20 protein-coding genes are annotated in these 26,172 nt (G+C 51.6%); 10 read left to right on the top strand and 10 right to left on the bottom strand.

The window, feature by feature from the left end; all coding sequences use genetic code 11:
* The coding region (locus tag P1P89_14720; protein ID MDF1592768.1) for a helicase-related protein at positions 1–3,168 on the bottom strand (3,168 nt) is incomplete at its 3' end.
* 442 nt (positions 3,169–3,610) lie between these two features.
* On the opposite strand from P1P89_14720, the gene P1P89_14725 reads away from it, so the two are divergent.
* The 3 genes from P1P89_14725 to P1P89_14735 all read left to right on the top strand — a co-directional run bounded on the left by P1P89_14725 (position 3,611) and on the right by P1P89_14735 (position 7,953).
* Entirely contained in the window at positions 3,611–6,286 is a 2,676-nt protein-coding gene (locus tag P1P89_14725) for a DEAD/DEAH box helicase (protein ID MDF1592769.1), read from the top strand.
* 18 nt (positions 6,287–6,304) lie between these two features.
* Positions 6,305–7,444, top strand: coding sequence for a hypothetical protein (locus P1P89_14730; GenBank protein ID MDF1592770.1), 1,140 nt, complete (start codon positions 6,305–6,307; stop codon positions 7,442–7,444).
* 182 nt (positions 7,445–7,626) lie between these two features.
* A complete protein-coding gene (locus P1P89_14735; protein MDF1592771.1) occupies positions 7,627–7,953 on the top strand; it encodes a hypothetical protein in 327 nt (108 codons plus the stop codon).
* Between the two features lie 86 nt (positions 7,954–8,039).
* On the opposite strand, the gene P1P89_14740 is transcribed toward P1P89_14735, so the two are convergent.
* The 5 genes from P1P89_14740 to P1P89_14760 all read right to left on the bottom strand — a co-directional run bounded on the left by P1P89_14740 (position 8,040) and on the right by P1P89_14760 (position 13,400).
* On the bottom strand, positions 8,040–8,531 hold the full coding sequence (locus P1P89_14740; protein ID MDF1592772.1) for a universal stress protein: 492 nt from the start codon (positions 8,529–8,531) through the stop codon (positions 8,040–8,042).
* Between the two features lie 633 nt (positions 8,532–9,164).
* Complete coding sequence (locus tag P1P89_14745; GenBank protein ID MDF1592773.1) at positions 9,165–10,175, bottom strand: glucokinase; 1,011 nt, start codon at positions 10,173–10,175, stop codon at positions 9,165–9,167.
* A gap of 39 nt (positions 10,176–10,214) precedes the next feature.
* Complete coding sequence (gene pgl / locus P1P89_14750) at positions 10,215–10,913, bottom strand: 6-phosphogluconolactonase (GenBank protein MDF1592774.1); 699 nt, start codon at positions 10,911–10,913, stop codon at positions 10,215–10,217.
* Positions 10,914–10,970: 57 nt separating this feature from the next.
* A complete protein-coding gene (pgi, locus tag P1P89_14755; GenBank protein MDF1592775.1) occupies positions 10,971–12,614 on the bottom strand; it encodes a glucose-6-phosphate isomerase in 1,644 nt (547 codons plus the stop codon).
* Positions 12,615–13,070: 456 nt separating this feature from the next.
* Positions 13,071–13,400 carry a hypothetical protein gene (locus P1P89_14760; GenBank protein MDF1592776.1) on the bottom strand — a complete coding sequence of 110 codons (330 nt, stop codon included), beginning with the start codon at positions 13,398–13,400 and terminating at the stop codon, positions 13,071–13,073.
* A 188-nt stretch (positions 13,401–13,588) separates the two neighbouring features.
* On the opposite strand from P1P89_14760, the gene P1P89_14765 reads away from it, so the two are divergent.
* The 3 genes from P1P89_14765 to P1P89_14775 are packed head-to-tail and all read left to right on the top strand — an operon-like array spanning position 13,589 to position 16,110.
* Entirely contained in the window at positions 13,589–14,212 is a 624-nt protein-coding gene (locus P1P89_14765; protein MDF1592777.1) for an acyloxyacyl hydrolase, read from the top strand.
* Between the two features lie 4 nt (positions 14,213–14,216).
* Positions 14,217–15,392 carry a beta-ketoacyl synthase N-terminal-like domain-containing protein gene (locus P1P89_14770; protein MDF1592778.1) on the top strand — a complete coding sequence of 392 codons (1,176 nt, stop codon included), beginning with the start codon at positions 14,217–14,219 and terminating at the stop codon, positions 15,390–15,392.
* A gap of 4 nt (positions 15,393–15,396) precedes the next feature.
* Positions 15,397–16,110, top strand: coding sequence for a beta-ketoacyl synthase N-terminal-like domain-containing protein (locus P1P89_14775; protein ID MDF1592779.1), 714 nt, complete (start codon positions 15,397–15,399; stop codon positions 16,108–16,110).
* Positions 16,111–16,211: 101 nt separating this feature from the next.
* Here the strand turns inward: P1P89_14775 and P1P89_14780 are convergent, their stop codons facing one another.
* Genes P1P89_14780 through P1P89_14795 form a run of 4 tightly spaced genes read right to left on the bottom strand, consistent with a single transcriptional unit; the run spans position 16,212 to position 22,331 of the window.
* Positions 16,212–17,648, bottom strand: coding sequence for a radical SAM protein (locus tag P1P89_14780; GenBank protein MDF1592780.1), 1,437 nt, complete (start codon positions 17,646–17,648; stop codon positions 16,212–16,214).
* Positions 17,649–17,697: 49 nt separating this feature from the next.
* Complete coding sequence (locus P1P89_14785) at positions 17,698–18,531, bottom strand: polysaccharide deacetylase family protein (protein MDF1592781.1); 834 nt, start codon at positions 18,529–18,531, stop codon at positions 17,698–17,700.
* Positions 18,528–21,611, bottom strand: a complete 3,084-nt coding sequence (locus P1P89_14790; GenBank protein ID MDF1592782.1) for an MMPL family transporter — start codon at positions 21,609–21,611, stop codon at positions 18,528–18,530. The genes P1P89_14785 and P1P89_14790 overlap by 4 nt, the downstream gene beginning before the upstream one ends.
* Positions 21,612–22,331, bottom strand: coding sequence for a glycosyltransferase (locus P1P89_14795; protein ID MDF1592783.1), 720 nt, complete (start codon positions 22,329–22,331; stop codon positions 21,612–21,614).
* 317 nt (positions 22,332–22,648) lie between these two features.
* Here P1P89_14795 and P1P89_14800 point away from each other — a divergent pair, with 317 nt between their 5' ends.
* From P1P89_14800 to P1P89_14815, 4 genes are all read left to right on the top strand, one after another.
* Complete coding sequence (locus P1P89_14800; protein ID MDF1592784.1) at positions 22,649–23,005, top strand: hypothetical protein; 357 nt, start codon at positions 22,649–22,651, stop codon at positions 23,003–23,005.
* A 224-nt stretch (positions 23,006–23,229) separates the two neighbouring features.
* A complete protein-coding gene (locus tag P1P89_14805; protein ID MDF1592785.1) occupies positions 23,230–23,490 on the top strand; it encodes a phosphopantetheine-binding protein in 261 nt (86 codons plus the stop codon).
* Positions 23,491–23,527: 37 nt separating this feature from the next.
* The gene (locus tag P1P89_14810) at positions 23,528–24,307 is read left to right on the top strand and encodes a lysophospholipid acyltransferase family protein (GenBank protein MDF1592786.1); all 780 of its coding nucleotides are present in this window, start codon (positions 23,528–23,530) and stop codon (positions 24,305–24,307) included.
* A 2-nt stretch (positions 24,308–24,309) separates the two neighbouring features.
* Positions 24,310–25,779 (top strand): NAD(P)/FAD-dependent oxidoreductase, encoded by a 1,470-nt coding sequence (locus P1P89_14815; GenBank protein ID MDF1592787.1) that lies wholly within the window; start codon positions 24,310–24,312, stop codon positions 25,777–25,779.
* The last annotated feature ends 393 nt before the right edge of the window (positions 25,780–26,172 follow it).

Here is a 26,172-nt window from a genome sequence, read left to right on the forward strand (position 1 = left end):
GTCGGCGTCAAATCGGTCGCACAACTGAATTAAAGGGACCGTCTCTCCGGCGGCAATGCCGCGCAGCAGGAGGAGTGACTCTTTGGGTTGTGCAAAGGAAAAACGAACCGTTCCGTCATCATGGACATAAACCAGATAATGAGGAGCAAGCGGATTAATATGAGCGGAATCCGAGGGGCGCGGCGCACTTTCGCCCGGATATGACTGGATGCCTCCGTCCTTGCCATGACGCAAGCAGAATATGACTCCCGGACGGCAGGCGGGAATATCCGTTCTCGGAGGAACAACGGCATAGAGGCCCGTACCGGCCTCTTCCAGCTCAGCCCGGCGCGATTCTAAAAATTGAAGCAGGTCAAGACGGAATTCGTCGAGAGAAAAATCGGTAAGCGAAACGGCGTCGTCAAAATCTTCCAGGTCAAGAACTTCGTTTTTAAGCCGTTTCAATTGCCGGTCTCTGAACAAAAGGTCTTCTTTGATCAACTCCTCAAGCTGGCCGGGATTTAGCAGATTGTCCGTCTGGGTGGCAGCCAGGTCAACCAGCGCCATACGGGCCTCCACACGATGTTTGACGTTTAAATATCGGTCAAGATCGGCAACAGGCCAGAAATTGACCAGATGGACCTCATGGTTTCGTGAACCGATCCGGTCTATACGGCCGAAACGCTGAATAATCCTGACAGGATTCCAGTGGATGTCGAAATTTATAAGCAGGTCGCAATCTTGGAGATTCTGGCCTTCGGAGATGCAGTCTGTGGCAATGAGAAGATCGATCTCCTCTGTCTGAGGAAATCGGGGTTGGGCCGCCCGTGATTTGGATAATGGCGAAAAATTGGTCAGGATGTCATCGTAGTCGGCATTTCCCAGCGAAGTGTGATTACTGCCGTCGCCGACGATAAGCGCCGTGTGGATACCGAGTCGTTCTTGCGCCCACATTGCCAGTTGGTCATAAAGGTAATGAGCGGTATCAGCAAAGGCGGTAAAGACCAGTGCCTTGCGGTTGGTCTTTCCATCGCGATTACCCGTAGGTTCTTTCACCTTCCTTTCGATGAGCGTGCGCAGTTCCGCCAGCTTGCCGTCCCGGTCAGGTTTTACAGCTGCGGTCTTTTCCAGAAGAAACTGGAGCTGGACCCGGTCCTGTCGAACCTCTTTTAACCACTCAGGCAGTTTGAGATGCCCCAGATGAATGCGTCGCTTACCGCCGATGGTGAACTCTTCGTTGTCAAAATCAGGATCTTCGAACTGATCCGGAGTCAAAGCGTCATAGTCTACTTCCGGATTTTCATCGATATGTTTTTCAAAGGCGAAAATTCGCTCTTCGAGGCGGTCAATTTTGTCGATGGTTCGCTGCAGGGTCAAGCGGAAGGAATCCACCGAACTTTCAAGGCGCTTGAGAAAATTGACCTTCATCATGGCGATCAAAATTCGTTCGCGGCCTTCTTGAGTGAATGCGCCCAAAATCGTGTCAAGGTACATGGTTCGTATCGCTTCAGGAAGATCTTCCCTCAGTTTAGCCGTGGGATGATAAAGAGCCAGATTGAGGGCGCTGATCTCCGAATTTAGCTGTTCGAACGACAGAAAGCGCTGTTGCAGGTCTATCGGAGGATGCAGTGAGCGCGGAACAGTCCGCTTGGGGAATCCTCCAAGTCGCGTCATCTCTTCCTTATAGTAACTGGCAATCTGACTGCGGGAGCGGGCAATGCTGAGACCGTCGAGAAGTTTGAAAAAATCGCCGCCCAAGGCAGAAAGCAGATCGCGGGTCTTACGCTCTCTTGCCGGTTTTTTGGCCCAATTAGTAAATTGTGTTTGAGCCTTTCGGCTTGTTTCCCGTATGGACTCGATGCCAAGGGATTCGGTAAAAGCCGTGTCGGCCCGGTCATCTCTGGCCACGTCGCCGCCCGCTATAAAGGATATCTGGTTGCGAAGGTCGGCAAGCTGATTGTTTACGGGTGTGGCAGACAGCAGGAGAACCTTTGTGCGGACGCCGGATGTAATTATGTCCTTCATCAACCGCTCGTATCGACTTTGTCGCGGCTGTTCGCCGGGACGCTGGCGGGCCAAGGCGTTGTTGCGGAAATTGTGGGATTCATCAATGACAACCAGATCGTAATTTCCCCAGTTCAATGTGCCAAGATCAATTCCATCAACATCTCCCCTATCACGGGAAAGATCCGTGTGGGAAAGCACGTCATAACGGAACCGATCCGCAAGGAACGGGTTGAGAGAGCTGTTGGAACGATACACTGTCCAGTTGCGGCGCAACTTTTTCGGACATAGCACCAGAACACGTTCATTACGAAGTTCAAAAAACTTGATAACTGCAAGGGCGGTGAAGGTTTTTCCGAGACCTACGCTATCTGCAAGGATACAGCCGTTATAGGCAAGAATTTTATTGATTGCCGCTTTTGCTCCGTCCTTCTGAAAGGAGAAGAGAGTTTGCCAGATATGGGTATCCGGGATCGCCGTTTGTCGCAGAGACTCGTCAATATCACGGGTGCCTTCTATAAACTCCCTGAAAATGTTAAAAAGCGTCAGATAGTAGATAAATTGAGGGGATTGGTTATCGTAAAGCCGGGACAGTTCCTTTAATACGGTTTCTTTGACATCCTCAACAATTTCGGTATTGTTCCATAAACTATCAAACCACGTTAGAAGTGCATTGCGGTCACGGTCGTCAGCTACGACGAGATTAAGTTCTATATTGCCGCCGTTCGGGTTAAGGCCTAAACCGGGAACGGTAAAGTTGGAACTGCCGACCAGAGCATGGGCGACTTTCCCATCTTGGACGTGATAAAGTTTTCCATGCAGAAATGAGGTGCGGGTTATTGAGCGGATTTCAACTTTGCGGCGAATCCAGTCGGCGCAATCTTTTGCCAACCGGCGCTGAAACAGCTGGTTGCCCAGGAATAGCCCCTGTTCTGTAAGGTTGTACCGACGCGACTGTTTGTTCTCACGGTCAAGGTTGCGTACAAACCGGGGTTCACCAAACAGGAAACGAAGGGATTGGATGGTCTCCAACTCGTTACGCAAGGCGTCAAAGGCATGGATCGTAAAATAGGCTGAAACAAACGATAATTTTACCCCTGGGGCAATAGAGCCTGAGACAAAATCTCCTGCAGAACCATGGAGGTAGTTGTCTCTGATCCCAGAAGTGTTCGTATCATCCGGCATTCAATACATATCCCATTCATACTGATGAGGATAAAAACGGATTTCAGGCCGAAATAACTGATGAAATAAAGTCTTGCGACCTTGGAATACCATAATGTGTGTTTGAGTGAACTGAATATACTGATGGGATCATTTATCGTCAAGAAAAAACAATTTTAAATGGATCAGTTATCTCATTTAAAATGATCGTTCCAGATATACTGGCAAACCCTCAGGATATTAGCTGTTTTCAAAACAGTGGATATGTCTGAAAAACCAATTACGCCACAAGAGCTCTTGCCATCAAACTTCCAGGCGACGATTTCATTGTAAAATAATCAATTCAATTGTATGCATGTGCTTAACCTTAAAGGTGCATAAAAAACATGCAAGGGTATAGAAAAAAAGAATGATAACAGGGCATTTGAATATGCCTGGGCATGAGAAAAGAGCTGTTCCAATTATGAACCGAGAACTGAATATTGTGGTGATGCCAAGCGGTGCACTTCAGACGGAATGGATTGAAACCGCGCAACCGCTCAATAAAAGCAGCCGCTTGCTTCAAGAAGAAATTTTCAAAAGATTTATGATCGGTACCGGTGCCGGCCTTCTATATTTAGGTTTCTGTGATAAACAGATCCAGCTGACGCCTTCCCTTGAATACTGGCAAAATTTCGCCGGGCAGTTTGTCCGGGAACTCAGCCGAACGCCTGAATTGGAGACGCTTCGCCATAGAGCAACCATCGTTGCTGCCGACGGTTTGTTTAATAAATTCTCCGACAGCGCGCCCCTGATGACGGGCGCCGAATACATCAACGCAGACTTGCTTGAAACGATATGGTCAGAACTGAACGCGGCCTTTGCCCAGGCGATTAAATCCTTTAAGGGCCGTGTTGCAGAATTTATCCGCACCTACAGCCCGGATGTGCATCTGGTAGGCCGGGTATTTTTTCATCTGGTGGAAAATAAAGATGAAAACCGCCCTTTTGCCTTTCTGGCCACCTATTCAACCCGCCTGAATAACCAGGGGAAATCAAAACACCTGCCGCTTAAATATGCTTTAAAAGAATATGAAAATGAAAAAGGCAAATTGCTGGAACTGCTGGCAACCGTTCATTCGGCGGCTGGACAAAGCGCCTTTTTAACCGGTCTTCTCAACAGCGGAGAACTGTTTCACCCTCTGGCTTGGTCAGCCGCCGAGGCTTTTTCATTTTTAAAGGAGGTTTCGGCCTACGAAGCCTGTGGTATTTTATGTCGCATTCCAAACTGGTGGAAAGGCGCGCCGTCAAAGATCGGATTAACTATCAATGTCGGCAACAAGATGCCGTCTTTTATCGGTATGGATGCGTTGTTGAATTTCGATGTACGGCTGGTTCTTGGGGATAGTGAAATTTCAGAGGAAGAGGCCATGCAGCTCCTGCAGGAGTCGGAAGGACTCGCATTCATAAAAAACAGGTGGGTGGCGGTAGATCCTGAAAAACTGCAACAGACCCTGGCGGCCTACGAACGAGCAAAAAAAATGATGACGGAACAGGGCCTGAGTTTGCAGGATGCCTTGCGCCTGCAACTGAAACCGGAAAAGCTGCTCGATATGCCGGCTGCTGAAATAAACTGCAGCGTTTCGAATGGAAAATGGCTTGAATCCGTCATAAAAAAATTGCTCAACCCCGATCTGATTGCCTCGCTGAAACCTGGACGGGCGTTTAGGGCCACCCTCAGGAAATATCAGCAGAAAGGAGTGGACTGGCTGCTTTTTTTACACTCCCTTTGCTTTGGCGCCTGCCTGGCCGACGATATGGGGCTGGGCAAGACCGTACAGGTCCTCGCTTTTTTACATATCTTAAAGTTCGGGTTGAAAAAATCAACGCCTCCTCCCCAGGCCAATCTGCTGGTCGTTCCGGCTTCGCTCATTTCCAACTGGGTCAATGAAATCGAACGTTTTGCGCCTGACCTGAAGTATCTTGTGGCTCATCCCGGAGCAAATTCAGGGGCAGGCGCCGCGCCGATAGACTTGCAGCCGCTGAATGCCTTTGATCTGATCATCACAACCTATGGTCTGGTTCAAAAATACAGCCGTCTGCAAGCCCATTCATGGAATTACATCATTTTAGACGAAGCCCAGGCCATCAAAAACCCGGGAACCAAGCAGACGAAAGCCGTCAAAAAGCTCGCCGGCCGCAACCGCATCATCATGACCGGAACCCCCATTGAAAACCGACTGTCGGACCTGTGGTCCCTGTTTGATTTTTTAAATCCCGGGCTTTTGGGAAACAGCTCAGAATTCAAGCAGTTTTCAAAAGATTTAAGCGCTGATCCGACCGGGTATGCCGGACTGCGCAAGCTGATTCGACCTTATATCTTAAGACGGCTGAAAACCGATAAGTCGATCATATCCGATTTGCCGGACAAGATTGAAATGAAAACCTATGCTTCCTTGAGCCATAAACAGATCCTGCTGTACAAAAACTTAACCGGCGAGATAAAAGAAGTGATTGCCCGCACCGACGGTATTCAGCGCAGGGGAGTCATTCTGGCATCCCTGATGAAATTCAAACAGCTTTGCAATCATCCGGATCAATATCTGGGAACCGGCGGATTTGATGAAAAAGAGAGCGGAAAGTTTTCAAGACTCAGGGAAATCTGTGAAACCATCTATGAAAAAAGAGAAAAAGTTCTGGTATTTACCCAATTTAAAGAAATTACCCAACCGCTGGCCGAATTTATGGAAGGTATTTTTAAATGCAGCGGTTTGATATTGCACGGAAGCGTCCCGGTTGATAAAAGAAAAAAAATCATTGAACAGTTTCAAAGTCCGGCCTATGTTCCGTTCATGGTGCTGTCTCTAAAGGCCGGCGGGGTTGGATTGAATTTGACGGAAGCCAATCATGTCGTTCATTTTGACCGCTGGTGGAATCCAGCGGTTGAAAATCAGGCCACCGACCGGGCTTTTAGAATCGGGCAGAAAAAGAATGTGGTGGTTCACAAGTTTCTGACCAGGGGAACGATTGAAGAGCGCATTGATATGATGCTGGAAGAAAAAGCCCGCCTGACGCAGGATATCATTGCCGCCGGCGGAGAGTCCTGGATAACCGAAATGAAAAATGATGAATTGCTGGATCTGTTTAAACTCTCTTTATGATAAATTGAAAGGTGAACGATGAGATATTGGGGCTATCCACGGTATGTCTCAGTTGCGGAAAAAAAAGCAAAAGCCGCCGGAAGCTTGGCAAAACTCAGAAAGAAGAATCCGCAGCTACAGCCGATTATTATCGAAGGATCGGCGATTGCAAAAACATGGTGGGGGAAATCATGGAATCTCAATCTGGAACGGTATGCGGATTACAGCAACCGCATCGGCCGCGGGCGCAGCTATGTGCGTCATGGCGCCGTGCTCGATCTTCAGATCCGTCCCGGCCAGGTCAAAGCGCTGGTGCAGGGTACCAGGGTAAAGCCTTACATGGTCATTATCCAGATAAGGGAAATAACGAAAAACATCTGGCAAAAGATGGAGGCGGCCTGTGCCGGCAAGCTGGATTCCCTGCCGGAGCTGTTGGACGGGAAGTTTCCCAAAGCCCTGGGCGAAATATTTACGGCCCGGGGACAGGGGCTGTTCCCCTCCCCGCAGGAGATTGAATTTAATTGCAGTTGCCCGGACTGGGCTTATATGTGCAAACACGTGGCTGCCACTCTGTATGGAATCGGGAGCCGGCTGGATGTAAATCCCGGCCTGTTTTTCGAACTGCGCAAAGTCAATATGGATGATCTGATTCAGCAGGCTGTTAAAGACCAGAGTCGCCGGTTGCTGAAAAAAGCGAGGGAAACAAGCGCCCGAATGATTGCCGAACCGGATCTGGCCGGCCTGTTCGGTATTGATATGGAAGAACCTGTGGATCTTGATTTTGCAACAACTTCTGAAAAAGCTTCCCGAAAACCAACCCAACCAAAGAAGTCCGCGGCTGCCAAAAAAACACCCCGGCAAAAGGAGCGGTCAAATAAAAAGACAGGACGGACATCTTCTCAGAAGACCGGATTTAAAAAAGCCGGAAAACCGGCGGCCGCCATACCCCCTCTAAAAACACCGGCCCCAAAATCCCCCGTTAAAAAGAAAATTCCGGCGGACACCCTCACAGCCCGGATTCTTGCCATCATCAGGCAATCAAAAAAAGGGGTTGACGTTGCCGCCCTGAAACAAAAGACCGGTTGTGATGGCAAACAAATCCGGAATGTGCTTTACAGAGCAAACAAGGAAAAACTCATTAAGCGGGCCGGCCGGGGAGTATATCTGTTCAATACTTGAATATTCTTTAAATCCGGGGACACCCTATCAATTGACAGTTTTCCTTCCTAATGGCAGGAGCAGCGTGGGACATCAACAGATTGGCTTGGGTGACCCGGCTTTGGCGGCTTTAAAAGTTCTTGCAAGTTTCGGCCAGTCTTGATAAAGTTTTTTTTAAATCTTGCATGAAAGAGGTAATCACCATGGCCATGATTCCGTTGACGCCTGAGCTGTTTCCCAACCAACCGGTATACTGGATGGATGATGTCGGTCCGGTGGTTATGGTTGGGGAGTTCGCTGTCTGCTGTGAATGTGATTGCGAAACAGAAAAGGACTTGCAGGAAATCTTTGTCTGGATTTATGAACAGCCGGATACCCTGCCCGATGATCCGGACGAGATGATTCTTAAGACCAACGCAGTGGCAAAACGAAATTTCAAGGATGAAAATTCAATGGTCCATATTCGAAATTTCGTTGTGAAATTTGTCAAAGACAAGGGGTATCGTAAAGATTTTATGATCCCAGCATAGAGACCTTTGCTGATTGTTGCGTCTCTTCCCCAAATAAAGAACGGAACAAGGGCAAGAAGCCTTGCTCCGTTCTTATTAAGAAGAAACTAAACCCTGCTTTCACCAATGGTTCCGGGCGCCCGTACCATCAGAACCGGCACCCGGGATGCCCGCAGGACACGATCGGCAATACTTCCCCGCACCCAGCGGCTGACGCCGGAGCGTCCATGGGTTGCAATGATGATCAAATCGACACCGTTTGCCTCAACATAATCCACAAGGCTTTCAGCCACTTTTCCGGAAATGACCTCTGTTTGATATTTCACCCCATCCTGCTTGAGTCGACTCGCCACTCCCTTCAGATATTCAGCCGCGCTATTTTTCCGCTCCTCCTCGACCTTCTTTGTATTGGTTTCGATTTTTTCCAAATCTTCTTTGCTGGTCACATATGCACCTCTATACGTCAGAGATGCCGACTCAATTACCCGGACAAATACAAGGGTGCTCACCCGGCAGCCTGAAATAAAGGTCTCCACTTGCGGCAGGACACACTCGGCCAACTCTGAACCGTCTAATGGAACCATAATCTTTTTATACATATTCCCTCCTTTTGTTGAGAGACCTCCTGATTAAAATTCCATTTTAACAAACCCGTTTTTGCCAGGACGATCTTCACCCTGCAGAATTCGGACGCGTCTGCAGGGCGTTACCCGCATAGTTTAAGTTGTTTATCCATGCGACCTCCTTTTTCAATAAGGGTGGTAAAAAATGACCCGTAAGGATATGCAGGCAGAGCAGAGAGGGCGGAAAGAACAACAATTTTCGTGAGATGAATGTGAGTCGGATACGTCGAAGTAAGTGGTCTATAGAATATTAAAAAATACGGCGAAAGTCAAAAAGAAATTGCATTCAAGAACGTATCGTTGTCTTGTATTTTTTTCATTCCATAAACGTTGCGATTGACAAACGCAATCTTGAACCGTAACAGCAAGCGCATTCCCCGTCCCGCCATGGCGGGAATGCAGGGTTCTTCAATCTTAACGGCGACACCGTATGGATCTTCGGTTTCACGGAATCCCATCGGGTTTAATACGGCAAACCCATTTAAGGTAAAACTCTCGTATTTGCAGGTTCCCTTTTATCGACAACACCCCAAACCGGAGGAGAAAGCTCTCGCGAAGTCCACAGCGCTGCAGCGTTTTTTTAACCAGCTTGATCCCGCTGTCGATTCCTCACTCCTGCATGGCATGACGGGCCGCACCGATCAAAGCGACCTTGGGATTCAGGATCACCCGAACCGGCATCGCCTGAAGCAGGGGCTTCATTCGCCCCTTGGCTGTAAAAGCGTTCATAAAAACCGGTTCCCTTAACTTCGCGACGATTTTAGGTGCGATTCCGCCGCCGAGATAGACCCCTCCTGTTGCCATGACCTTTAACGCCAGATTTCCGGCCTCTGCTCCGTAGAGGGCGGCAAAGAGATCGAGGGCGGCCATGCAAAGCGAACTTTTCCCATTAAGGGCGTTCTCCGAAATAACAGCCGGGGGGTCTTTTTGGCGCATCTCATCCGCAAGCCAGGCCGGTTCTTTAACGCCTCCCTTGTCCTTAAAAAATTGATAAATGTTAGCCAGCCCCTGGCCGGAAACCAAACGTTCGACGCTTACGCGTGAATGCCGCTTAAGCAGATAGTTCAATAGCTCCATTTCAAGGTGATTCCGGGGCGCAAAATCGGCATGCCCCCCCTCCGATGCAAACGGTCTGTATTCCCCGCCGTCCCAGAAGAGAACGGCTTCGCCAAGGCCCGTGCCGGCAGAGATGACGGCTTGATTTCCCCGGGCGTCATGATTGCCCTGATTGAGGACTTCAAAGTCTTTGGTCTCTATCGCCGCAATTCCGTATGCCTGGGCCTCCAGGTCATTGATCAGTTTAACCCGGGCGATGTTGAGCTGTCGTGCGACCACTTGTGAATCGATCACCCATGGCAAATTGGTAGCTTCACAGCGGCCATCCCGGACAGAACCGGCAATCCCCAGGCAAGCTTTTGTGATGGGCCAGGCGGGATTCATCAAGAATTTTCCAAGAACGCTTTCAAGACTCGGCTCTTCACGACTCGCGAAGGTTTCTTCCGCAAGAAAGCGGAAACGCCCATCCACAGTTTCGATAATCGCCAGGCGGGCATTGGTCCCGCCGATGTCTCCGGCCAGAATCATGTAATTGGTCTCCTGTTCATCTTCAACACCTCCCATAAGTTTCGGCCAGCGCCAGCAGTCTTTCCGACACCATAATTATTTCTGCGCCCCTTCTCCTGCGGCGGCGCGGTCCATCAGGATCAAAGCCGAATCCCGGCGGATGCGTCCGGCCGGAATAGCGGCATCGCCGTCAAGCAGTCGCTTGAGCATGGGAGCTTTTTCAGCTCCCGTCACGACCCACAAAATATTCCGCGAACGATTGAGCAGCGGATAGGTCAAGGTCATCCGCTGCCGTCCCTGGTAAACCGCTGTAGCGACGACGTCGCGGTCGGTGACATCCAGCGCCGGATCCCCGGGCACCAGGGACGCCGTGTGCCCGTCGGGCCCAAGGCCCAGGTGTGCCAGGTCAAGCACGATAGGCATTCCCGCGATTTCCCGAAGCGTCCGGGCATAGCGTGCGGCCGCAGCCGCCAGGTCAGGTGCTTCCACCGGCATGGCGTATATCTGCTCTTCGCGCAGCGGGGCGTATTCGAGAAGGGTTTCCCGCAGGTGCGTCAGGTTCCGATCCGCATGTCCCGCCGGCGCAACACGTTCATCGACCTGCACAATATGGACCTGTTTCCAGGGAACCGCTTCATCGGCCAGGGCACGGAGCATGATCCACGGCGTTTTCCCGCCGCTCACCGCCATAAAAAAGCGGCCGCGCCCGGCAACCGCCGACCGGGCTTCTTTTGCGATGGCCGCCGCTGCTTTCTTCGCGACGGCTTCGGCATTTAAAAGCATTTCCATGCGCATGAACGCCTCCCCATTTATGTCAAAAACCAGTGCAAGGCGAGCCAACGCCGAAAGTTTTCATAACTTCCCCTTAGCTTTTCGGTAGCGCCGGATCAGATTGTTTGTCGAGCTGTCATGCCCGAGCGCGGGCGCCTTCGGATTTTCCAGCTCCGGGATGATGCGCTGGGCCAGCACTTTGCCCAGCTCCACGCCCCACTGGTCGAAGGAATTGATGTTCCAGATAACCCCCTGGGTAAAAACAGCGTGTTCGTATAGCGCCACAAGCTTGCCGAGGGTTTCGGGCGTAAGCCGCTCGGCGAGGATGGTGTTGGACGGGCGATTGCCGTCAAAGACCCGGTGCGGGACGAGCCAATCGGGTGTGCCTTCCGCCTTCACTTTCTCGGAGGTCTTGCCGAAGGCCAGCGCTTCGGATTGGGCGAAGACGTTGGCCAGCAGGATGTCATGGTGCCGCCCAAGCGGGTTGAGCGCCTCGGCAAAGGCGATGAAGTCACAAGGGATGAGCCGGGTCCCTTGATGAATCAGCTGGTAGAAGGAGTGCTGGCCGTTGGTCCCCGGTTCGCCCCAATAGATTGGGCCCGTATCGCAGCCGACCCCGGACCCATCGAGGGTAACGTGTTTGCCGTTGCTCTCCATCGTCAACTGCTGCAGGTAGGCCGGAAATCGCTTCAGGTACTGTTCATAAGGCAGAACAGCGACGGTCTGAGCGCCGAAAAAGTTGACGTACCAGACCCCCAGGAGTCCCATCAAGACCGGAAGGTTTTTATCGAAGGGGGCGGTGTGGAAGTGCGCGTCCATCTGGTGAAACCCGTCTAACAGGGCGCGGAAATTGGCCGGGCCGATAGCCAGCATGGCCGAAAGGCCGATGGCCGAATCCATCGAATACCGTCCGCCGACCCAGTCCCAGAAGCCGAACATGTTGGCCGTGTCGATGCCGAACTCGGCAACCTTGGCGGCATTGGTCGAAACGGCGACGAAATGCCTGGCCACGGCCTTGACATCCTGGTCGAAGGCTCGCAGCAGCCAGTCGCGCGCGCTTTGGGCGTTGGTCATCGTCTCCTGGGTTGTAAAGGTCTTGGAGGAGATGATGAAAAGCGTTTCTGCGGGATCGAGGTCGCGGGTCGCTTCCGCGAAGTCTGTGCCGTCGATATTGGAAACGAACCGGAAGGTCATCGTCCGGTCGCTGTAGAACTTGAGCGCCTCGTAAGCCATCACCGGCCCGAGGTCGGAACCGCCGATGCCGATGTTGACCACGCTGCGGATGCGTTTTCCGGTGTGGCCTTTCCATGCACCGCTCCGAACCCTGTCTGAAAAGTCTGTCATCTTGTCCAGCACGGCGTGAACCTGGGGCACCACGTTCTCGCCGTCAACGACGATGGACGCCCCTTTCGGCATGCGCAGGGCCACGTGCAGGACAGTACGGTTTTCCGTGATGTTGATCTTGTCGCCCCGGAACATGGCGTCGATACGCCGGCGCAGGCCGCATTCCCCGGCCAGTTGCAGAAGGAGATTGAGGGTTTCGTCCGTGATGCGATTCTTCGAGTAATCGAGAAAAACGCCCGCGGCCTCCACCGTCAGACGCGCGCCGCGCTTGGGATCCTCTGCGAAAAGCTTGCGGAGATGCACGTCCCGAACGTTTTCGTAATGGGAGGCGAGAGCCTTCCATGCCGGACGCGCCGTCAGTGATGGGTTCGTTGCCTTCATGTATACACTCCTTTCGCTTTCCTCACGGGTTTATTCGCCTTCGCCTGAATACCCTGCTGCTTGTCGAAGATCCCGGTTTATCGGGGCAGCAGGGATGAAAGGCGCGGTGAACCGCGCCGAAGCTCAACTGAGCGTAGGCGGGTTAAAGCTACGGTGCAATTCCGCTTTGATGCCCCGCAGCAAGCTGCGGGGCGCTTCATTATTTCTGGCCTTTCGGCGCCCGCTTCTCCGTCATCCTATCCTAAAAAAATCCGTTGCTAAATAACTTGGGGGGTCGGAGAGTTTTTCAAACGTTGTCCTGTCAGCCCGGAGACAAATGCTGAAGTGACAAGGGCTCTCCCCATAGGCATTTGAAACAAAACTCCCCGCCCCCTGAAATAACTTACAATAAGAAATGGAATCAAAACCGCAGAATTTTAGGGGCCGCTTGTCCGTTCAAGTCTCGGTTATTATAAATTATTCCAGTTTTTCTTTGGTCTTTTTAAATGCGTTTTTTATTTCTTTTGTCGCCGATTTAGCCCCCTTGCCGATGGCATCCCCCATTTTTTTTGCGTCCTGCTTAATATCAGCACCGGCTTTGCGTGCGTCTTTAACGATATCTTTTCCAAAATTTTTGGAATCTTTTTTTGCAGCCTCACCGGACGACTTAACATCTTTTTTAAATTTACCATAAAATTTGCGCCACCCTTCCTTAAAATCCGTCCATAGCCCGGCATGGGCATTGACTGCCAAATTTAAAGAAATCGTGATCGCCAGGATAATCGCTGCTATCTTTATCAGTTTCATGCCACGCGCCTCATCTATAAAAAAATTCGAATTTCCAAACATTCCGTAATTGTAAAATAATCCAATCAACGGTATGCATAATGATAAATAAATTAACCCATTGTAGGATAAAATACAATACCAACACCGTAAAGCCCATTAAACAGCTTGATTTTTTTGAATGAACCATTTGCTTATGATGGAACCAAATGACAATACAGTTTAAAGCAGTCCGATCAATTGCGGCTATCCTTATTTTCATGACCGCTTTATCGGTTCCGGAAATTTCATCAGCCCAAAGCAGGTTGCCAGATCCCGGCCCCTCCCGCTATGGAATGGCGGGGGTCTGGGGAAAAACCTTTGATCCGGTGACGGATATTCACTTTTTCAAGGTCGCAGGCGTGGCCTTCTGGGATTATGACCCCATCTGGCGGGACTTGACGCCGGAATCCATGAAGTTCAAAATCGAAGGCGCTGCAGGGGCCGCCTACGCGCCAAAAACCCGTTTCATGGCTTCTCTTTCCATGTTGGCCCATTATAGGCTCGATTTCCTGGCCGGAAGACGCCTGACGCCTTTCCTGGAAGGCGGTATCGGCCTGGCATATACCGATTTTCAGGTCACCGATCCTGAACCTCCCGGAAAAACCCAGGGCTCGCGCTTTAACTTTAACCCCGTGATTGGCATCGGCATGGAATTTAACAGAAACGCCGGTGATTCCTATTTTGCAGCAGTTCGACTCAACCATCTCTCAAACGGTGACTTAAACAGCGAAAACCGGGGCGTCAACGCGGTTGTTTTTCTGGTCGGACGCTTTTTTGACAAACGCAGGTAGTTTCGTGCCAAACTTTGAATCGGATTTAGTTTCTTCACCATTGACCAAAGCGGCGGGTGCAATCGTTCCGGTCATAACCGAAGCCGTCACCATCACCGGCCTCGGGGACGGTCTGGGCCTGCTGTGGCGGAAACTTATGAATTGCGAAAGTGCCATCAGGCCTGTTAACCGTTTTCGGACGAACAATTACACCGCCGGCATGGCCGCTTGTATTGAAGACCTGCGCGCCTGCAGCGGCCAATCCCTGATGCATTCCCTTATGGACCGGTTGGCTTCCTCGCTGGGTTCTGTTGCGCCGGATACTTTTCTGATAACGGCAACAACCAAAGCCGGTATTGATGCATTGGAAAAAAATCAAAAAAACTTTCCGGCTGATATCCGTGAGGTTCTGCTTTCGTCTCCGGTGACAGCCGTTGCACAAAAACTCAATTTAACCCATGGGGGTTTCAATATCAGTGCGGCCTGTGCATCCTCGACCATCGCTGTTGCCCGGGCTGCAGCGATGGTCGCATCCGGAAGGGCCGATGCCGTGTTGGTTTGCTGCGCCGATATCCTTACGGAATTTGTTTTTTCCGGATTTTCGGCCCTGAAGGCCCTGTCGCCGGTTCCGTGCCGGCCTTTTGATCGCAACCGGAACGGGTTGTCCCTGGGTGAAGGCGCGGCCGCCCTGGTAATTATGAGTCCGAACGCGGCCCTGAAAAAAAACCGGAAACCCCTTGGAAAAGTAATCGGCTGGGGCGTTGCCAATGATGCCACCCATATCACTGCCCCGGCCCAGACGGGTTACGGCCTGGTCCAGTCCATCGCCCGGGCGCTGAGAATGTCGGGAAAACAGGCTGATGATATCTCCGCCGTCTGCGCCCATGGCACCGGCACCATTTTTAACGACCTGATGGAGATGACCGCTTTCCGCCAGGTTTTCGGCAAACGACCGGTTCCGGCATATTCCATCAAGGGGGCTATCGGCCATACCCTTGCCGCTGCCGGCGGGATTGAGGTTGCCGTGGGGCTGCAGAGCTTAAAGGCGCAGGTCTTGCCACCGACGGTCGGTCTGGATGCGCCCATGGATGAGGCCGTCGGCAGGGTTCAAAAAGAACCGACGGCATTTGCCGGCAGATATTTACTGACGACCAATTCAGGCTTCGGCGGCGTTAATGCCGCCCTCATTCTGGAAAAATAACGCCATGATCCCTGTACAGATTACCGGAATCGGATGGGTGACCGCAAGCGGAATGGGCTGCGCAAAAGAGCGCGACAGCTTTGCCATGCAAAACGGCAGACTGCCGGATATTAAGGTTGAATCCGTTTTCAGCGCGCCCTATCCGTATTTCAGAAGAATGGATGCCTATTCGCGACTGGGGCTGGTGGCCGTTGCCCTTGCCCTTAAAGATGCAAATTTAGACCGTTGGACTGAAAAACGTAATATCGGCATCATTGTCTCCACCGAATATGGCTGCCTTCATACGGATATGGATTACTTTAAAACCGTAACGTCTCAAAACGGAATCGGCGCCAGCCCGGCTTTATTTTCATATACACTCCCCAGTACGTTTCTGGGAGAAGCCGCCATCCGATTCGGGCTCACCGGAGCAACCTTCGTCATCAACGCACCGGGTCCTTTGGGGCGGGCCTGTCTCGGGCTGGCGCTGGAAAGCATGGCCGCCGGAGAAGCCGATAAAATGCTGTGCGGGGTGTGCGACCTGAACACCCCGCCCCTGCCGGGTTTGGATAAAAATTTATCGCCCGGTGCGGTCTTTCTTCTACTGGAAAAGTTTCCGGAAAAAAAGGCTTGCGCCTATGGCCCGGTTCATCTGGATCGAACCGGTCGTATCTTCCTGGGCCGAACAGAGATAGAAGACATCACCGCGCTCGTCCAAAAATGCATGGAAGCTGCTTAAGGCCCTCCGGCCAGGCCTTAGCGTGGTTGAAAACATCCCGGAGCGCTGGTTTTTACGAATACGCCCCGGATAGCCCAATGAATAGTTCGCTTTCTCAATTTCTACTGAACATCCGGATCCGGTTCAAAATTTCGTTTGGCAGCCAAAAATGAAGGGAAGTGCGCCGCAAGATACAAAAGGCTGTTGCGGTGCTGCCAGAGCCGTTTCATGAATTTGCGACGCCACCGGGGAGAGGTATAAAAGCGTTTGACATGCTTATTGTAAAGCTGATCGAGTTTTTCCATGGAATCGATCCCTTTGGGAAGGAATACAAAATTAATGCAGTTCATCTTTTTCCAGTCCTCTTCAAACATTCCAAATTCCGAGATCCGCGGCCAGATCGGCGCCCCGTGAAAAGGGGTAAATTTGGACATGTTCATGTCATCAAGATCCAGCGACATTACATAATCACTTGTTTTTTTAATCGATTCTTCGTTTTCACCGGGAAGGCCCATCATGAAGAGGCCTTTAACCCTGAGGTGGTTGGCCTGAATTTGCCTTACGGTAGCGCGTATGTCATCCGCCTGCACGCCCGGTTTATGAAATTCCAGCAGCTCCGGATCTCCGGTTTCAATGCCCAGCGAAAGCATCAGGCAGCCGGCTTTTTTTAAAATTTTCAGCAATTCGTCGTCCGTCTGACCGACGCGGATCGCACAGTTGAACTGCATTCCCAACGGTTTTCGGATCAACCGTTCGCACAGGTCCATCGTGCGTCGCCGATTGGCCGTGAAAAGATCATCATAAATGTTGATATGGCGAACACCGAATTGTTTGCGCAGATGTCGCATGTGCGCATAGATGTATTCGGCCGAATTAAACCGGTAACCCCTTTTAAAGACCGAACGGTCACAGTAGGAGCATTGGAACTGGCAGCCCCGGCTGGTAACCATGGTGGCCCCGGGACCCCGAATAAAACTGAAAAGCGGCAGGTGATATCCCCTGGGGAATCCCTCCAGTTTGTCGTAGGAAGGAAAGGGGAGACTATCCAGATCCGGGAAAACGGATCGCGGCGGATTAATCACCGGCCGGCCGTCGTCTCTCCAGATCAGGCCGTCGATGTCTTTCGGCGGCTTGCCCGACGCCAATTCCGCCAGCGTCACTTCGCCCTCGCCCTGGCAAAGAAAATCGATATGGCTAAAATCTGTTAACAGCGCCGCGCCCATGGATGAAACGTGAACGCCGCCGAAAACGATTTGAATCCCGGGCCGGGCGGTTTTAATCCGCTCAGCCAGCTCATAGCCGTCCAGAAAACCGGAAGTTGTCGCGGAAAATCCCACCATGTCGGGCTGATGGCTCAGGATGGCTTCGGCATGCGCCGCGTTGTTTTTGAACATCCGCGGCCCTAAGCAGTCATGGACAAACACCTCATTTCCTTCCTGCTCCATCCAGGCGGCAATGGACAAAAGACCCAGCGGCGCCATTCGGTTGGCCGTTGCGGTAATATCTTTTTTGCCGGGCACCCAGTTTGACCCGGTGGGGTGTACGAGTACGATTCTCATAAGGTCTCACACATCTCGAATTTGTATACGTTGTTGAAATCAGACAAAATTATTGCATCATTCCATCATTCCAATCCCGTGTTACCATCACCGGCCGGCCGATAATCTGAGCCAGCGGCCAAACCGAAAGCCCCTTGTCGTTTATGCCGGTCAGGATCAGCTCCATCTCTTTCAGCCAGTCGTTCAAAGCATATGGGGGATGCGGACGGACATCATGGAGAAGCACAATATCGCCCGGTCCGACTTGCTTCAGAATTTTTTTTGAAAGCCCCTTAATCCATCGGTTCCCGCCGTCAAGGGCGCGGCAACTGAAATTGACGATATACCGGTCTGTTTTCACCAGGGCCGGACCGAGCCTGGGGCCGGTAATGCCCACCGGTGGACGGAAAGCCAGCGCCAGTACGCCGAAATCGTTCAGCACATTCTGGGCAGCCTCAATTTCCCTGATGATGGTTTTGCAGCTTCTGAACATCACCAGGTTATTATGGGTGTAAGAATGGTTGCCGACGGAATGACCTTGATCTAAAATGGCTTTCATTATTTCAGGATGCTCGGCTGCTTTCCGCCCGGTGACAAAAAAAGTCGCCGGTGCCCGGTGCTTTCGAAGCAGATCCAATAACGGCAGGGTTGACAGCGGGTCCGGACCATCATCAAAAGTAAGGGCGACCGCTTTCTTGTCCGGCGTCCCCCGGCTGATGATCGGGAGATAAAAACTGAAACGGGGGAAAAAGGGGGCGGCGATGCAAAGGATGAAGAAACCTGCCAGAATCAGCACGGACAGGCGCACATCGAAAAATAACAGCAGGCCCGCTCCCGTCAATGCCGACAGACCGACCCGTTCGGCCAGAGACAGGGAGTGATGCGCTGAATGGATCGTTTTCATTTTAGCAGATTTTTAACCGGTTTTACCTCAACCCAAACCAGATCTCCGTTGGATCCGGAGGGAAGGGAGCGTTCGATTGTATACCCGGCCGATTGGATTATCGTCGCAATTTCATCCATGGATCGATAATAACATTTCATTCCGGAGATTTTATTTTTTAAACCCTCAATCCACCAGGCCCGGGCCCGGGACAGTCTTTCCTTTGGCGGCAGGGCCGCGCGAATAATCAGGCTTCCATTCGGCGCCAGAGCAACCTTCAGCCGTTGCAGTGTGATCCGAAATTCATCATCAGTGATATAGTGGAGCATGTCCAGCATCATCACCAGATCAGCCGGCCCAGGCGCCCCGGGAAGCTCGGGGGCGCGGCCGGTGGTGACAACGCCGTTTTCCCCGACGGCCATGGAAGTAACCCTGACCCGCTCGGGATCAGGGTCAATGCCATAAACCATCGCTTCCGGAAATCGCTCCAGAAGCCAGCAGGCCGGCACCCCGTATCCGCAGCCGATGTCCATAACGATGCGAACCGCCCGAATCGATTCCATCAGCGCCGGCAGTTCCGCAAACATCGGGTCAAACCGCATTTTAAAATAGGCAAATAAGCGCGGATAGGATTGCGCAAATTGATACCGCCTTAAAACCCTTTTGGAGTGGTTTCCCGCTTTAGGGGTTTTGATTTTCCGATGCCGGGCCAGATGGTTTAATACCGGCGGCAGGATCACAAAAGCGCCGATCGCTGCATACCCGATCCCCAAAAGGGACGTCAGCCCGGCGCTTCTCAAGAGGGTGTGCTCCGCCGTACATAAAATACCAAAACCGATGATGGTCGAGGCGGACGCCATGAAAACCGCCAGGCGGATAAGCCCGTAAGACGGATGCAAGGGATCGGCATAGCGTTGGTAAGCGCCGATAAAAAACAGAGAATAATCGATCCCCATTCCGATGATGATGACCGAAAGCATTAACCCCGGAATATCCAGGGGGCGGCCCATGAGGGTTAAGGTCCCCAGCGTGCTGATGAATGCAAAACCGATCGGCAGCAAAGCAGCCAGGGTTAGCTTCAGGTCGAGAAAGAATAATAAGAGGAGCAGGACAACGCTGATACTGATGATCTGGAGCATTTTTAGAAAAGTGGCAAATAAAAGCGTCCCCAGGCGCTGAGAAAAAAGCACGGGGTCAAAAATTTTTCCCGATGTTTTATATCGCGCGTAAAATTTTTCGGCATCATGCGAATCAGCGGCCGTCACGGTGACAACCTGAACCCAGTCGGCACCGTCCGGACTTTTCGTTATGTTCATCAGGCCCAGAAATTTTTCAGAAATATCTGTATTTCCCACCAGATCGGGAGGATCTCTGAGAATCTGATAAAAAGGGCTGAAAGCATCGGTCGTAAATCCCAATTCAGCGGATACCTTTTCCATGCTGCGGCTCAGCGTGTGAATTCTGTCCGTATTCCAAAAGCTTTTCCAGGCCGCCAAATTCTGCCGCCGCCGGTCTTCGCCCGGAAAAATTAACGCGGAAGCAAACCTTGACGATAACGTATCGGCCGCAAGGTCCTGGTCCAGCATTTGGAGCAGGCGGTCCCCTTGTTGCTGCAATTCATCGATGCTGTCCCCCCTGATGAGCAGGTAAACCCTGTTAAAAACCTGCCCCCACACGCTTGTCATCAGTTTTTCAGCGGCCGCCGTGTCCTTGCTGACGGTGTTCATGGAGCTGAGGTCCACGTTGAACGTCGGTTTTGCAAAAAAGAGCATGAATAAAGCAAACGCAAGGGCGGCCCAGGCGCCCTTATTGCCCGACAAGGCCAGCCTGTTGACAAAACCCTGGAGCGGCAGGGGCCGCAAGCGAGCCGGCGGCAGGGCCGGAAAAATTAAGGGAAAAACCGTGTGAACAAACAGAAACGAAAATGAAATACCCAGGGCCGTAAACAAACCGAGTTGTTCGAAAAGCGGAAAGCCGCTGAAACAAAGGGCCCCGAAAGCACCGACGGTGGTCAATGCCGCCAGCAGGCCGCACGACCAGACCTCGTGTGAAGCTTCCCGGCCATTGGTCCTCTGGGGGCGATCCAGAAACAACAGGTAGGCAATTCCGAAATCGACGGAAATCGATATGATTCCCCCGCCGAAACCCAGCACCATGATGGAAATGGATTTGTTGAGCAGGGAAAAGATAAAGAAGGCCGTCATGGTTCCCGCCGCCGCCGGCAAAAGCGACAACAGCCCGATATAAGGCCTGGGAAATGCAAAGAGGAGCAGCAATGAAATCCCGATGGTGCTGAACGCAATGGCCTTTTTAACATCCCGCCGGACAATTTGCTCATTGTCGAGCGCCGCCCGATAGGCGCCCACCGGCGTCAGGGTAATCGCGTCCCCCGAAGCGGACGGATTCCGGTTCAGGTCTTGAGTGATGTTTTTCAGAAGTGCATCTGTCCTGCGGGCAAAGAGCGAGTCCGTACCCGAAGATTTGGGTGTAGCAATGACGAGGAGATGTTTATCATCGGCGGATATGAGTTTTCCCCGATAGATGCGTGCATTTTGTGACGGGGCCAGGGCGGCCAGCCGGGCCATTACGATATCTTTTAGTCCCAACGGATCTTTTTCAATGAATTCAGCCTGACCGATCCCCTCCAGATTCAACAGCGCCAGTTGCATTTCTGTCAGGCGCTTCCGGATTTGTTCTGTTTCCAGCATCGGCCCGATATTGTCGGCAAGCTCTTTTTCTGTGAACATGACCGGTAGATTGCTTAAAACAAAGGACATCAGGTCCGGCATCAGGTGTTGAACCGCTTCCATCCCGACGGTATTAAACAGCCCGCTTTCCCTTAATCTTTCTTCTATCTGTGTGCCATATTCAACAAGGCGGTCCGGGCCGCCGGATGGATGGCTGACGTCAATGACCAGCTGGTCCATCATCGGATGATTTTTCAAGACATATAAGGCGTCTGAAATGGCGGGGTCTTTTTGGGGCAGAAGCTCCACGACATTGGTATCAATTTCCAGTCGGTATAAACCGATACAAAAGAGAATCGTAACGACTGACAGCGCAACAAGAAACCGGGGCAGGCTAAAATAAGGCGATTTCATTCAGAAAACCCATAGAATCCCAAAGAATAAAAGCATAACATGAAAAGCGATGATGCCTGTCAGGTGGTGAAAAAACCATTCATTCCCTTTTTGAATTCGCTGCAGACCGCCGCATAATCTACGAAATTTATCCAATCGCAGATATTTGCTGTTGTCCGATGGGGAATTGCTCTGAAAAGCAAAAGAAGGATAGCTGGCGTAAAACGCTTCGTTAACAGAGTCCAGAAATTCATCATATGCCAATCCCTGCCATGGCCGCTTAACCAAAACCTCTGCAAATTTGCGGTTCAGAACGTAGGCATGGGATAAACTGCGATACCGCACCTTGAGTACGGATTTATTCCAGGTTCTTTTGCTGCCGGAAACGAGACATCCAAAAAACAATGCATTCCAATCGGAATGCAGCGACAAAAAATCGATGCAGCTTTTTAGCCCGGCCGGACTGAACCGGTCAAACAGGACATCATCTTCGAATATGACGATACGGCCGGCGCCGGCCTCGATTCCTTTTTGGATGCAGGTCAGATGGGATTCATAAATGCCCTGTTCACAATTATGGGGATGCCTGTCGGCAACAAAAAATTCCACTCTATCGACAAGCCCGACCCTGCTGAATTGGATTTTGGCACTTTCCTGCCTGTCGGGACGTTCCGCCAGGGTAATGCAAAATATTTTATCGAAATAGTCCCAGTAATTTGGAGAAGCGCAGGTTTCCATCATGCCATGAACTTAGTGGTTAGGTTCTTTTCCCAATTCAAAAGGAGAAAGGGTTTCAAGTTCGGAAACGCATCGGGTTTTGCCTGGATGCAGGGGATTTTCCTTTTGAACGTCCCCAGCTTCCCAGCTTTCCCGCCTTCCAGCTGCCAAGCTTCCAGGCTTGCTTTAATTTCCCTTGCCTGCCTGGAAAAATTCATCTAAAAACAAACAGGTGCCGGTTGATGGAATTGACAGAAAATTAAATCCCCGGGAAACAGGCGTTTAAAATGTTTACATGGTTGACCGGCAAAGTTCAACTCAATTTTATAGAGACACGCTGAATGAACCTCATCAAACGAATTGCTGAAACCGATTATGTCCGGGCGGCGATTGCGGACAAGGCGGATTTAAATGCCTTTAAGCAGAAACCCTCGGTCCGGACCGTTCTGGGGATAGCGATCATCGGTTTCAGTTATATCATCGGCTGGCCGGCCATTGGCGCGCTGGGGGCGTTATCTGTTTATCTCAACAGGCCGCTATGGCTTGCCGTTGGCGGCCCCGTCCTCTACGGGCTGTCCCATTTGGTCTTCCTGGCGGGGATGGTCCTTGCCGGGGCTGATTACACAAAGATTTTTTTGCGCTGGGCGACGCGGGTTTCAATGGAAAAACTGCTGCGCAAAAAACCCCGATCCATTTAGCAGCCTGTTTGGGCTTGCAATCATTCCGCTGCTTTTGTAAACTCTTTTTAAAATAGGTTGTTTTCCGGTTTAACCTTGACTTTTATCCGAAATTTTATTCTAAGTTTCGATTCCGTGGCGGTGGACAATTACGCGCATCCTCGGCAGATTCGACGCTGACCCGGTTTTTCATAAGATATCACCAGATATCATCGACTCTTTTAACAAGGACCTTGTTACCCACAATGGCATTAACGCGTGAGACGATACAGCTTGAGCTTTTGAGGATTTTCGAGGAAAATTTCGAAATCGAAAATCCGGGGCCGGACGACGATTTGCGGGAAAAATACGAATTTGACAGCATCGATGCCATTGAACTCCTGGTGGAAATCGAGAATCTGCTGGGCTTTAAGCTCACCCAGGAGGAAAAAAAACAGGCCATGGGAATTCGGACCATCAACCATATCTACGACTATATGGAAGAGATGGCAAAAAGCAGGAATTGATTCCGGACCGGCCCTGAAAATCTCGATGGACCAAAGCATGCGTCCCAAACACCTCAAACCGGTTGCCGATATTGTCATCCCGCTGATCTGCTGGACATATTACATCCCGGGATTTTTGCTGTTTTTTGCCCCCGCCTATCTGGCAGCCTTCGTATTTTCCGGAAACCGGGAAAGGGCCTGGCAGAAGCTGAATCACTTGTTTTTCAAAATTTTTTTCCGGCTGTTGCAAAAGATCACCCCGGGCCTGTCGATTCAGGTCGCAGACGATGTTTTATCGATCCGTTCCGCAATCATCGTGAGCAACCACGTCTCCTATCTCGATCCCATCCTCCTGATTTCCCTGTTTGCACGGCAAAAGACCATTGTAAAACGCACGTTTTTCAAGCTTCCCGTTTTCGGCTGGATCCTCAAAACCTCCGGGTATATCCCGTCGGCCCTGAACGGAAACCCGGACATGATCAGGCGCATCGAGGACATGGGCGCGTACCTGGCGTCCGGCGGCAATCTTTTTATTTTTCCCGAAGGCACCCGCAGCCGCGACGGCCGGATCGGCCGGTTCAACAAAAGCGCCTTTAAAATCGCGGCAAACTGCAACGCGCCCATTTATGTTATATTCATACAAAATACCGATGTCCTTTTCCCTCCCGGCGGATTCCGGTTCAGCACCTGCGTGCCCAATGCCGTCCGCGTCGAACTGATCGGACGCCTCGCGCCGGACAACCAAAATTTTTCGGTTTCAGAGATTGCAGACCGGGCGCGAACCCTGATGCTGCAAAGACACGGCCGGTTGATAAAAGGTATAAAAGGTGAAGAATGAGCATGGATTCATCCCGACCAGTGGACGTTGTGGTTATCGGCTCCGGTATCGGCGGACTTTCCACCGCTATCCTCCTTGCCAAGTCCGGCTTCACGGTGACGGTGCTGGAAAAAAACCGACATCCCGGGGGAATGATGCGCGGCTATACCCGGAAGGGGCTGGAATGTCCCGTGGGCGTCCACTACCTGGGCGCACTGGGCAGCGGCCAGATATTGCGGCGCTTTTTCGATTTCCTGGGCGTTTCATCGGAAATCGCCGTGGAACGGATGGGACGCGCCGGCGTCATCGACCGGTATATCTTCAATGATTTGACCTTTGACCTGCCCGAAGGCCTGGGTGCCTATGAGGCAAATTTAAGAGCGGCCTTCCCGGACCAGCAGCTGCAGATCACCGGCATCATGCAGCTCTTGCGTCAGGCTGAACAACACTTAAACTCACTCGATTTCCTGTTTTCGGACGAAATGGGATTTGCCCAGCCGGAACAATTTCAGGCCATTGGGGACATCATGACACGCCTGGGATGTTCTGCGGAGCTGAAAGGCGTTCTGGGTGTTCCCTCCTGCTGGATCGGCGTCCCGCCGGACCAGTGCCCGGCATTTTACCACAACACGGCCCTTGCCAGCTACCTGATGTCTTCCTGGCGCGTCAAAAAAGGCGTCTCGATGGTGGATGCATTTGTGAAACGCCTGGAAACCCTCGGCGGACGGGTCCTTTGCGGGGACGGCGTTGAAAGCATCCTGGTGGAATCCCGCAGGGTGCGCGGCGTGAGACTGGTTTCAGGGACGGAAATAGAAGCGCCCGTGGTGGTGGGGGCGGTCCATCCCAAGGTGGTGCTCGCGATGCTGCCGGATGCGGCGGTACGGCCCTTGTACCGAAAGCGCATCTCCGGATTGAAGGATACCCACAGCATCATGTGCGTACATGCGCAGCTGGATGCAGCGGCCCATCCGGAAGTCTCCCATAATATCTTTAAAATCGACCGGGATAAAAACGGCCATATTCCGGATCTGAGATATTACCAGCTTCGCAGCCAGGGGGAAAAAAGCGTCCTGTCCATACTCACTTCCGGAAAGGTTGAATTCTGGCGCAAATGGGAAAACACCCGCACGGGAAAGCGGGGTCGGGATTATATGGAAGCAAAAGAGGAACAGGCGCAGAACCTTCTCCTAGAGGCCGGGAAAATATTCGGTCCGCTCAAAGACTGCCGGCTGCTGGATGTGTACACTCCACTGACCATACGGGACTGGGTCAACAGCCCCGGTGGTTCAGCTTACGGTGTTCTGCGATCCTGCGACCAGCTGTTGAGCGCATCCCTGTTGAACCGGTCATCGGTGGAAGGGTTGTTCCTCGCCGGGCAAAGTGTCATGGCCCCTGGTGTTATCGGAACCGTCATGGGATCGTTTCAAACGACCAAGTTCATTCTCGGCCCGGAGCGTTTCCGTGAAGAGATCGCTTTACCATTTAAGGATTAATCCAAACGAATCCAGATTGTACCAAAATCGGAAGATATTTGCGCAAAGTATCCTGAAGTTCCCCGGTGTGACATGTACGGCAGGTGCAAGTTCGTTGTTCATGCAAGTATTTTGACGTAAGCCATTCCAGGTTCGTCCGACCAATCCAGCCATCACCAATTCAAAATATTATTCTCTTATCACAGGGTCGGGGATTGCTGTGATAGGCATCAGGTATCCCGATAATGATTCTGTCGATTTGAAACCACAATCATAACACTGTCAGGGCATCTCGATTTCAACCATCAAGGCAGCAATCGTGAATTTTATTAATTTGAAAAGTGGGTATGCACTTTACTCAACCGACCACATGGTGTAGTATGCGGTTATGGAGGAGCCAAGACACCCTGTTGC

The sequence above is a fragment of the Desulfobacterales bacterium genome (assembly GCA_029211065.1).
Classification (GTDB): domain Bacteria; phylum Desulfobacterota; class Desulfobacteria; order Desulfobacterales; family JARGFK01; genus JARGFK01.

What these genes read in the sequence shown, in the direction of transcription:
- P1P89_14735 (MDF1592771.1), top strand. Translation starts at nt 7,627, where the DNA reads ATGGCCATGATTCCGTTGACGCCTGAGCTGTTTCCCAACCAACCGGTA.
- pgi (MDF1592775.1), bottom strand. Translation starts at nt 12,614, where the DNA reads ATGAAGGCAACGAACCCATCACTGACGGCGCGTCCGGCATGGAAGGCT.
- P1P89_14760 (MDF1592776.1), bottom strand. Translation starts at nt 13,400, where the DNA reads ATGAAACTGATAAAGATAGCAGCGATTATCCTGGCGATCACGATTTCT.
- P1P89_14745 (MDF1592773.1), bottom strand. Translation starts at nt 10,175, where the DNA reads ATGGGAGGTGTTGAAGATGAACAGGAGACCAATTACATGATTCTGGCC.
- P1P89_14765 (MDF1592777.1), top strand. Translation starts at nt 13,589, where the DNA reads ATGACAATACAGTTTAAAGCAGTCCGATCAATTGCGGCTATCCTTATT.
- P1P89_14725 (MDF1592769.1), top strand. Translation starts at nt 3,611, where the DNA reads ATGAACCGAGAACTGAATATTGTGGTGATGCCAAGCGGTGCACTTCAG.
- P1P89_14780 (MDF1592780.1), bottom strand. Translation starts at nt 17,648, where the DNA reads ATGAGAATCGTACTCGTACACCCCACCGGGTCAAACTGGGTGCCCGGC.
- P1P89_14790 (MDF1592782.1), bottom strand. Translation starts at nt 21,611, where the DNA reads ATGAAATCGCCTTATTTTAGCCTGCCCCGGTTTCTTGTTGCGCTGTCA.
- P1P89_14785 (MDF1592781.1), bottom strand. Translation starts at nt 18,531, where the DNA reads ATGAAAACGATCCATTCAGCGCATCACTCCCTGTCTCTGGCCGAACGG.
- P1P89_14800 (MDF1592784.1), top strand. Translation starts at nt 22,649, where the DNA reads ATGAACCTCATCAAACGAATTGCTGAAACCGATTATGTCCGGGCGGCG.
- P1P89_14815 (MDF1592787.1), top strand. Translation starts at nt 24,310, where the DNA reads ATGGATTCATCCCGACCAGTGGACGTTGTGGTTATCGGCTCCGGTATC.
- P1P89_14740 (MDF1592772.1), bottom strand. Translation starts at nt 8,531, where the DNA reads ATGTATAAAAAGATTATGGTTCCATTAGACGGTTCAGAGTTGGCCGAG.
- P1P89_14775 (MDF1592779.1), top strand. Translation starts at nt 15,397, where the DNA reads ATGATCCCTGTACAGATTACCGGAATCGGATGGGTGACCGCAAGCGGA.
- P1P89_14805 (MDF1592785.1), top strand. Translation starts at nt 23,230, where the DNA reads ATGGCATTAACGCGTGAGACGATACAGCTTGAGCTTTTGAGGATTTTC.
- P1P89_14810 (MDF1592786.1), top strand. Translation starts at nt 23,528, where the DNA reads ATGCGTCCCAAACACCTCAAACCGGTTGCCGATATTGTCATCCCGCTG.
- pgl (MDF1592774.1), bottom strand. Translation starts at nt 10,913, where the DNA reads ATGCGCATGGAAATGCTTTTAAATGCCGAAGCCGTCGCGAAGAAAGCA.
- P1P89_14795 (MDF1592783.1), bottom strand. Translation starts at nt 22,331, where the DNA reads ATGATGGAAACCTGCGCTTCTCCAAATTACTGGGACTATTTCGATAAA.
- P1P89_14730 (MDF1592770.1), top strand. Translation starts at nt 6,305, where the DNA reads ATGAGATATTGGGGCTATCCACGGTATGTCTCAGTTGCGGAAAAAAAA.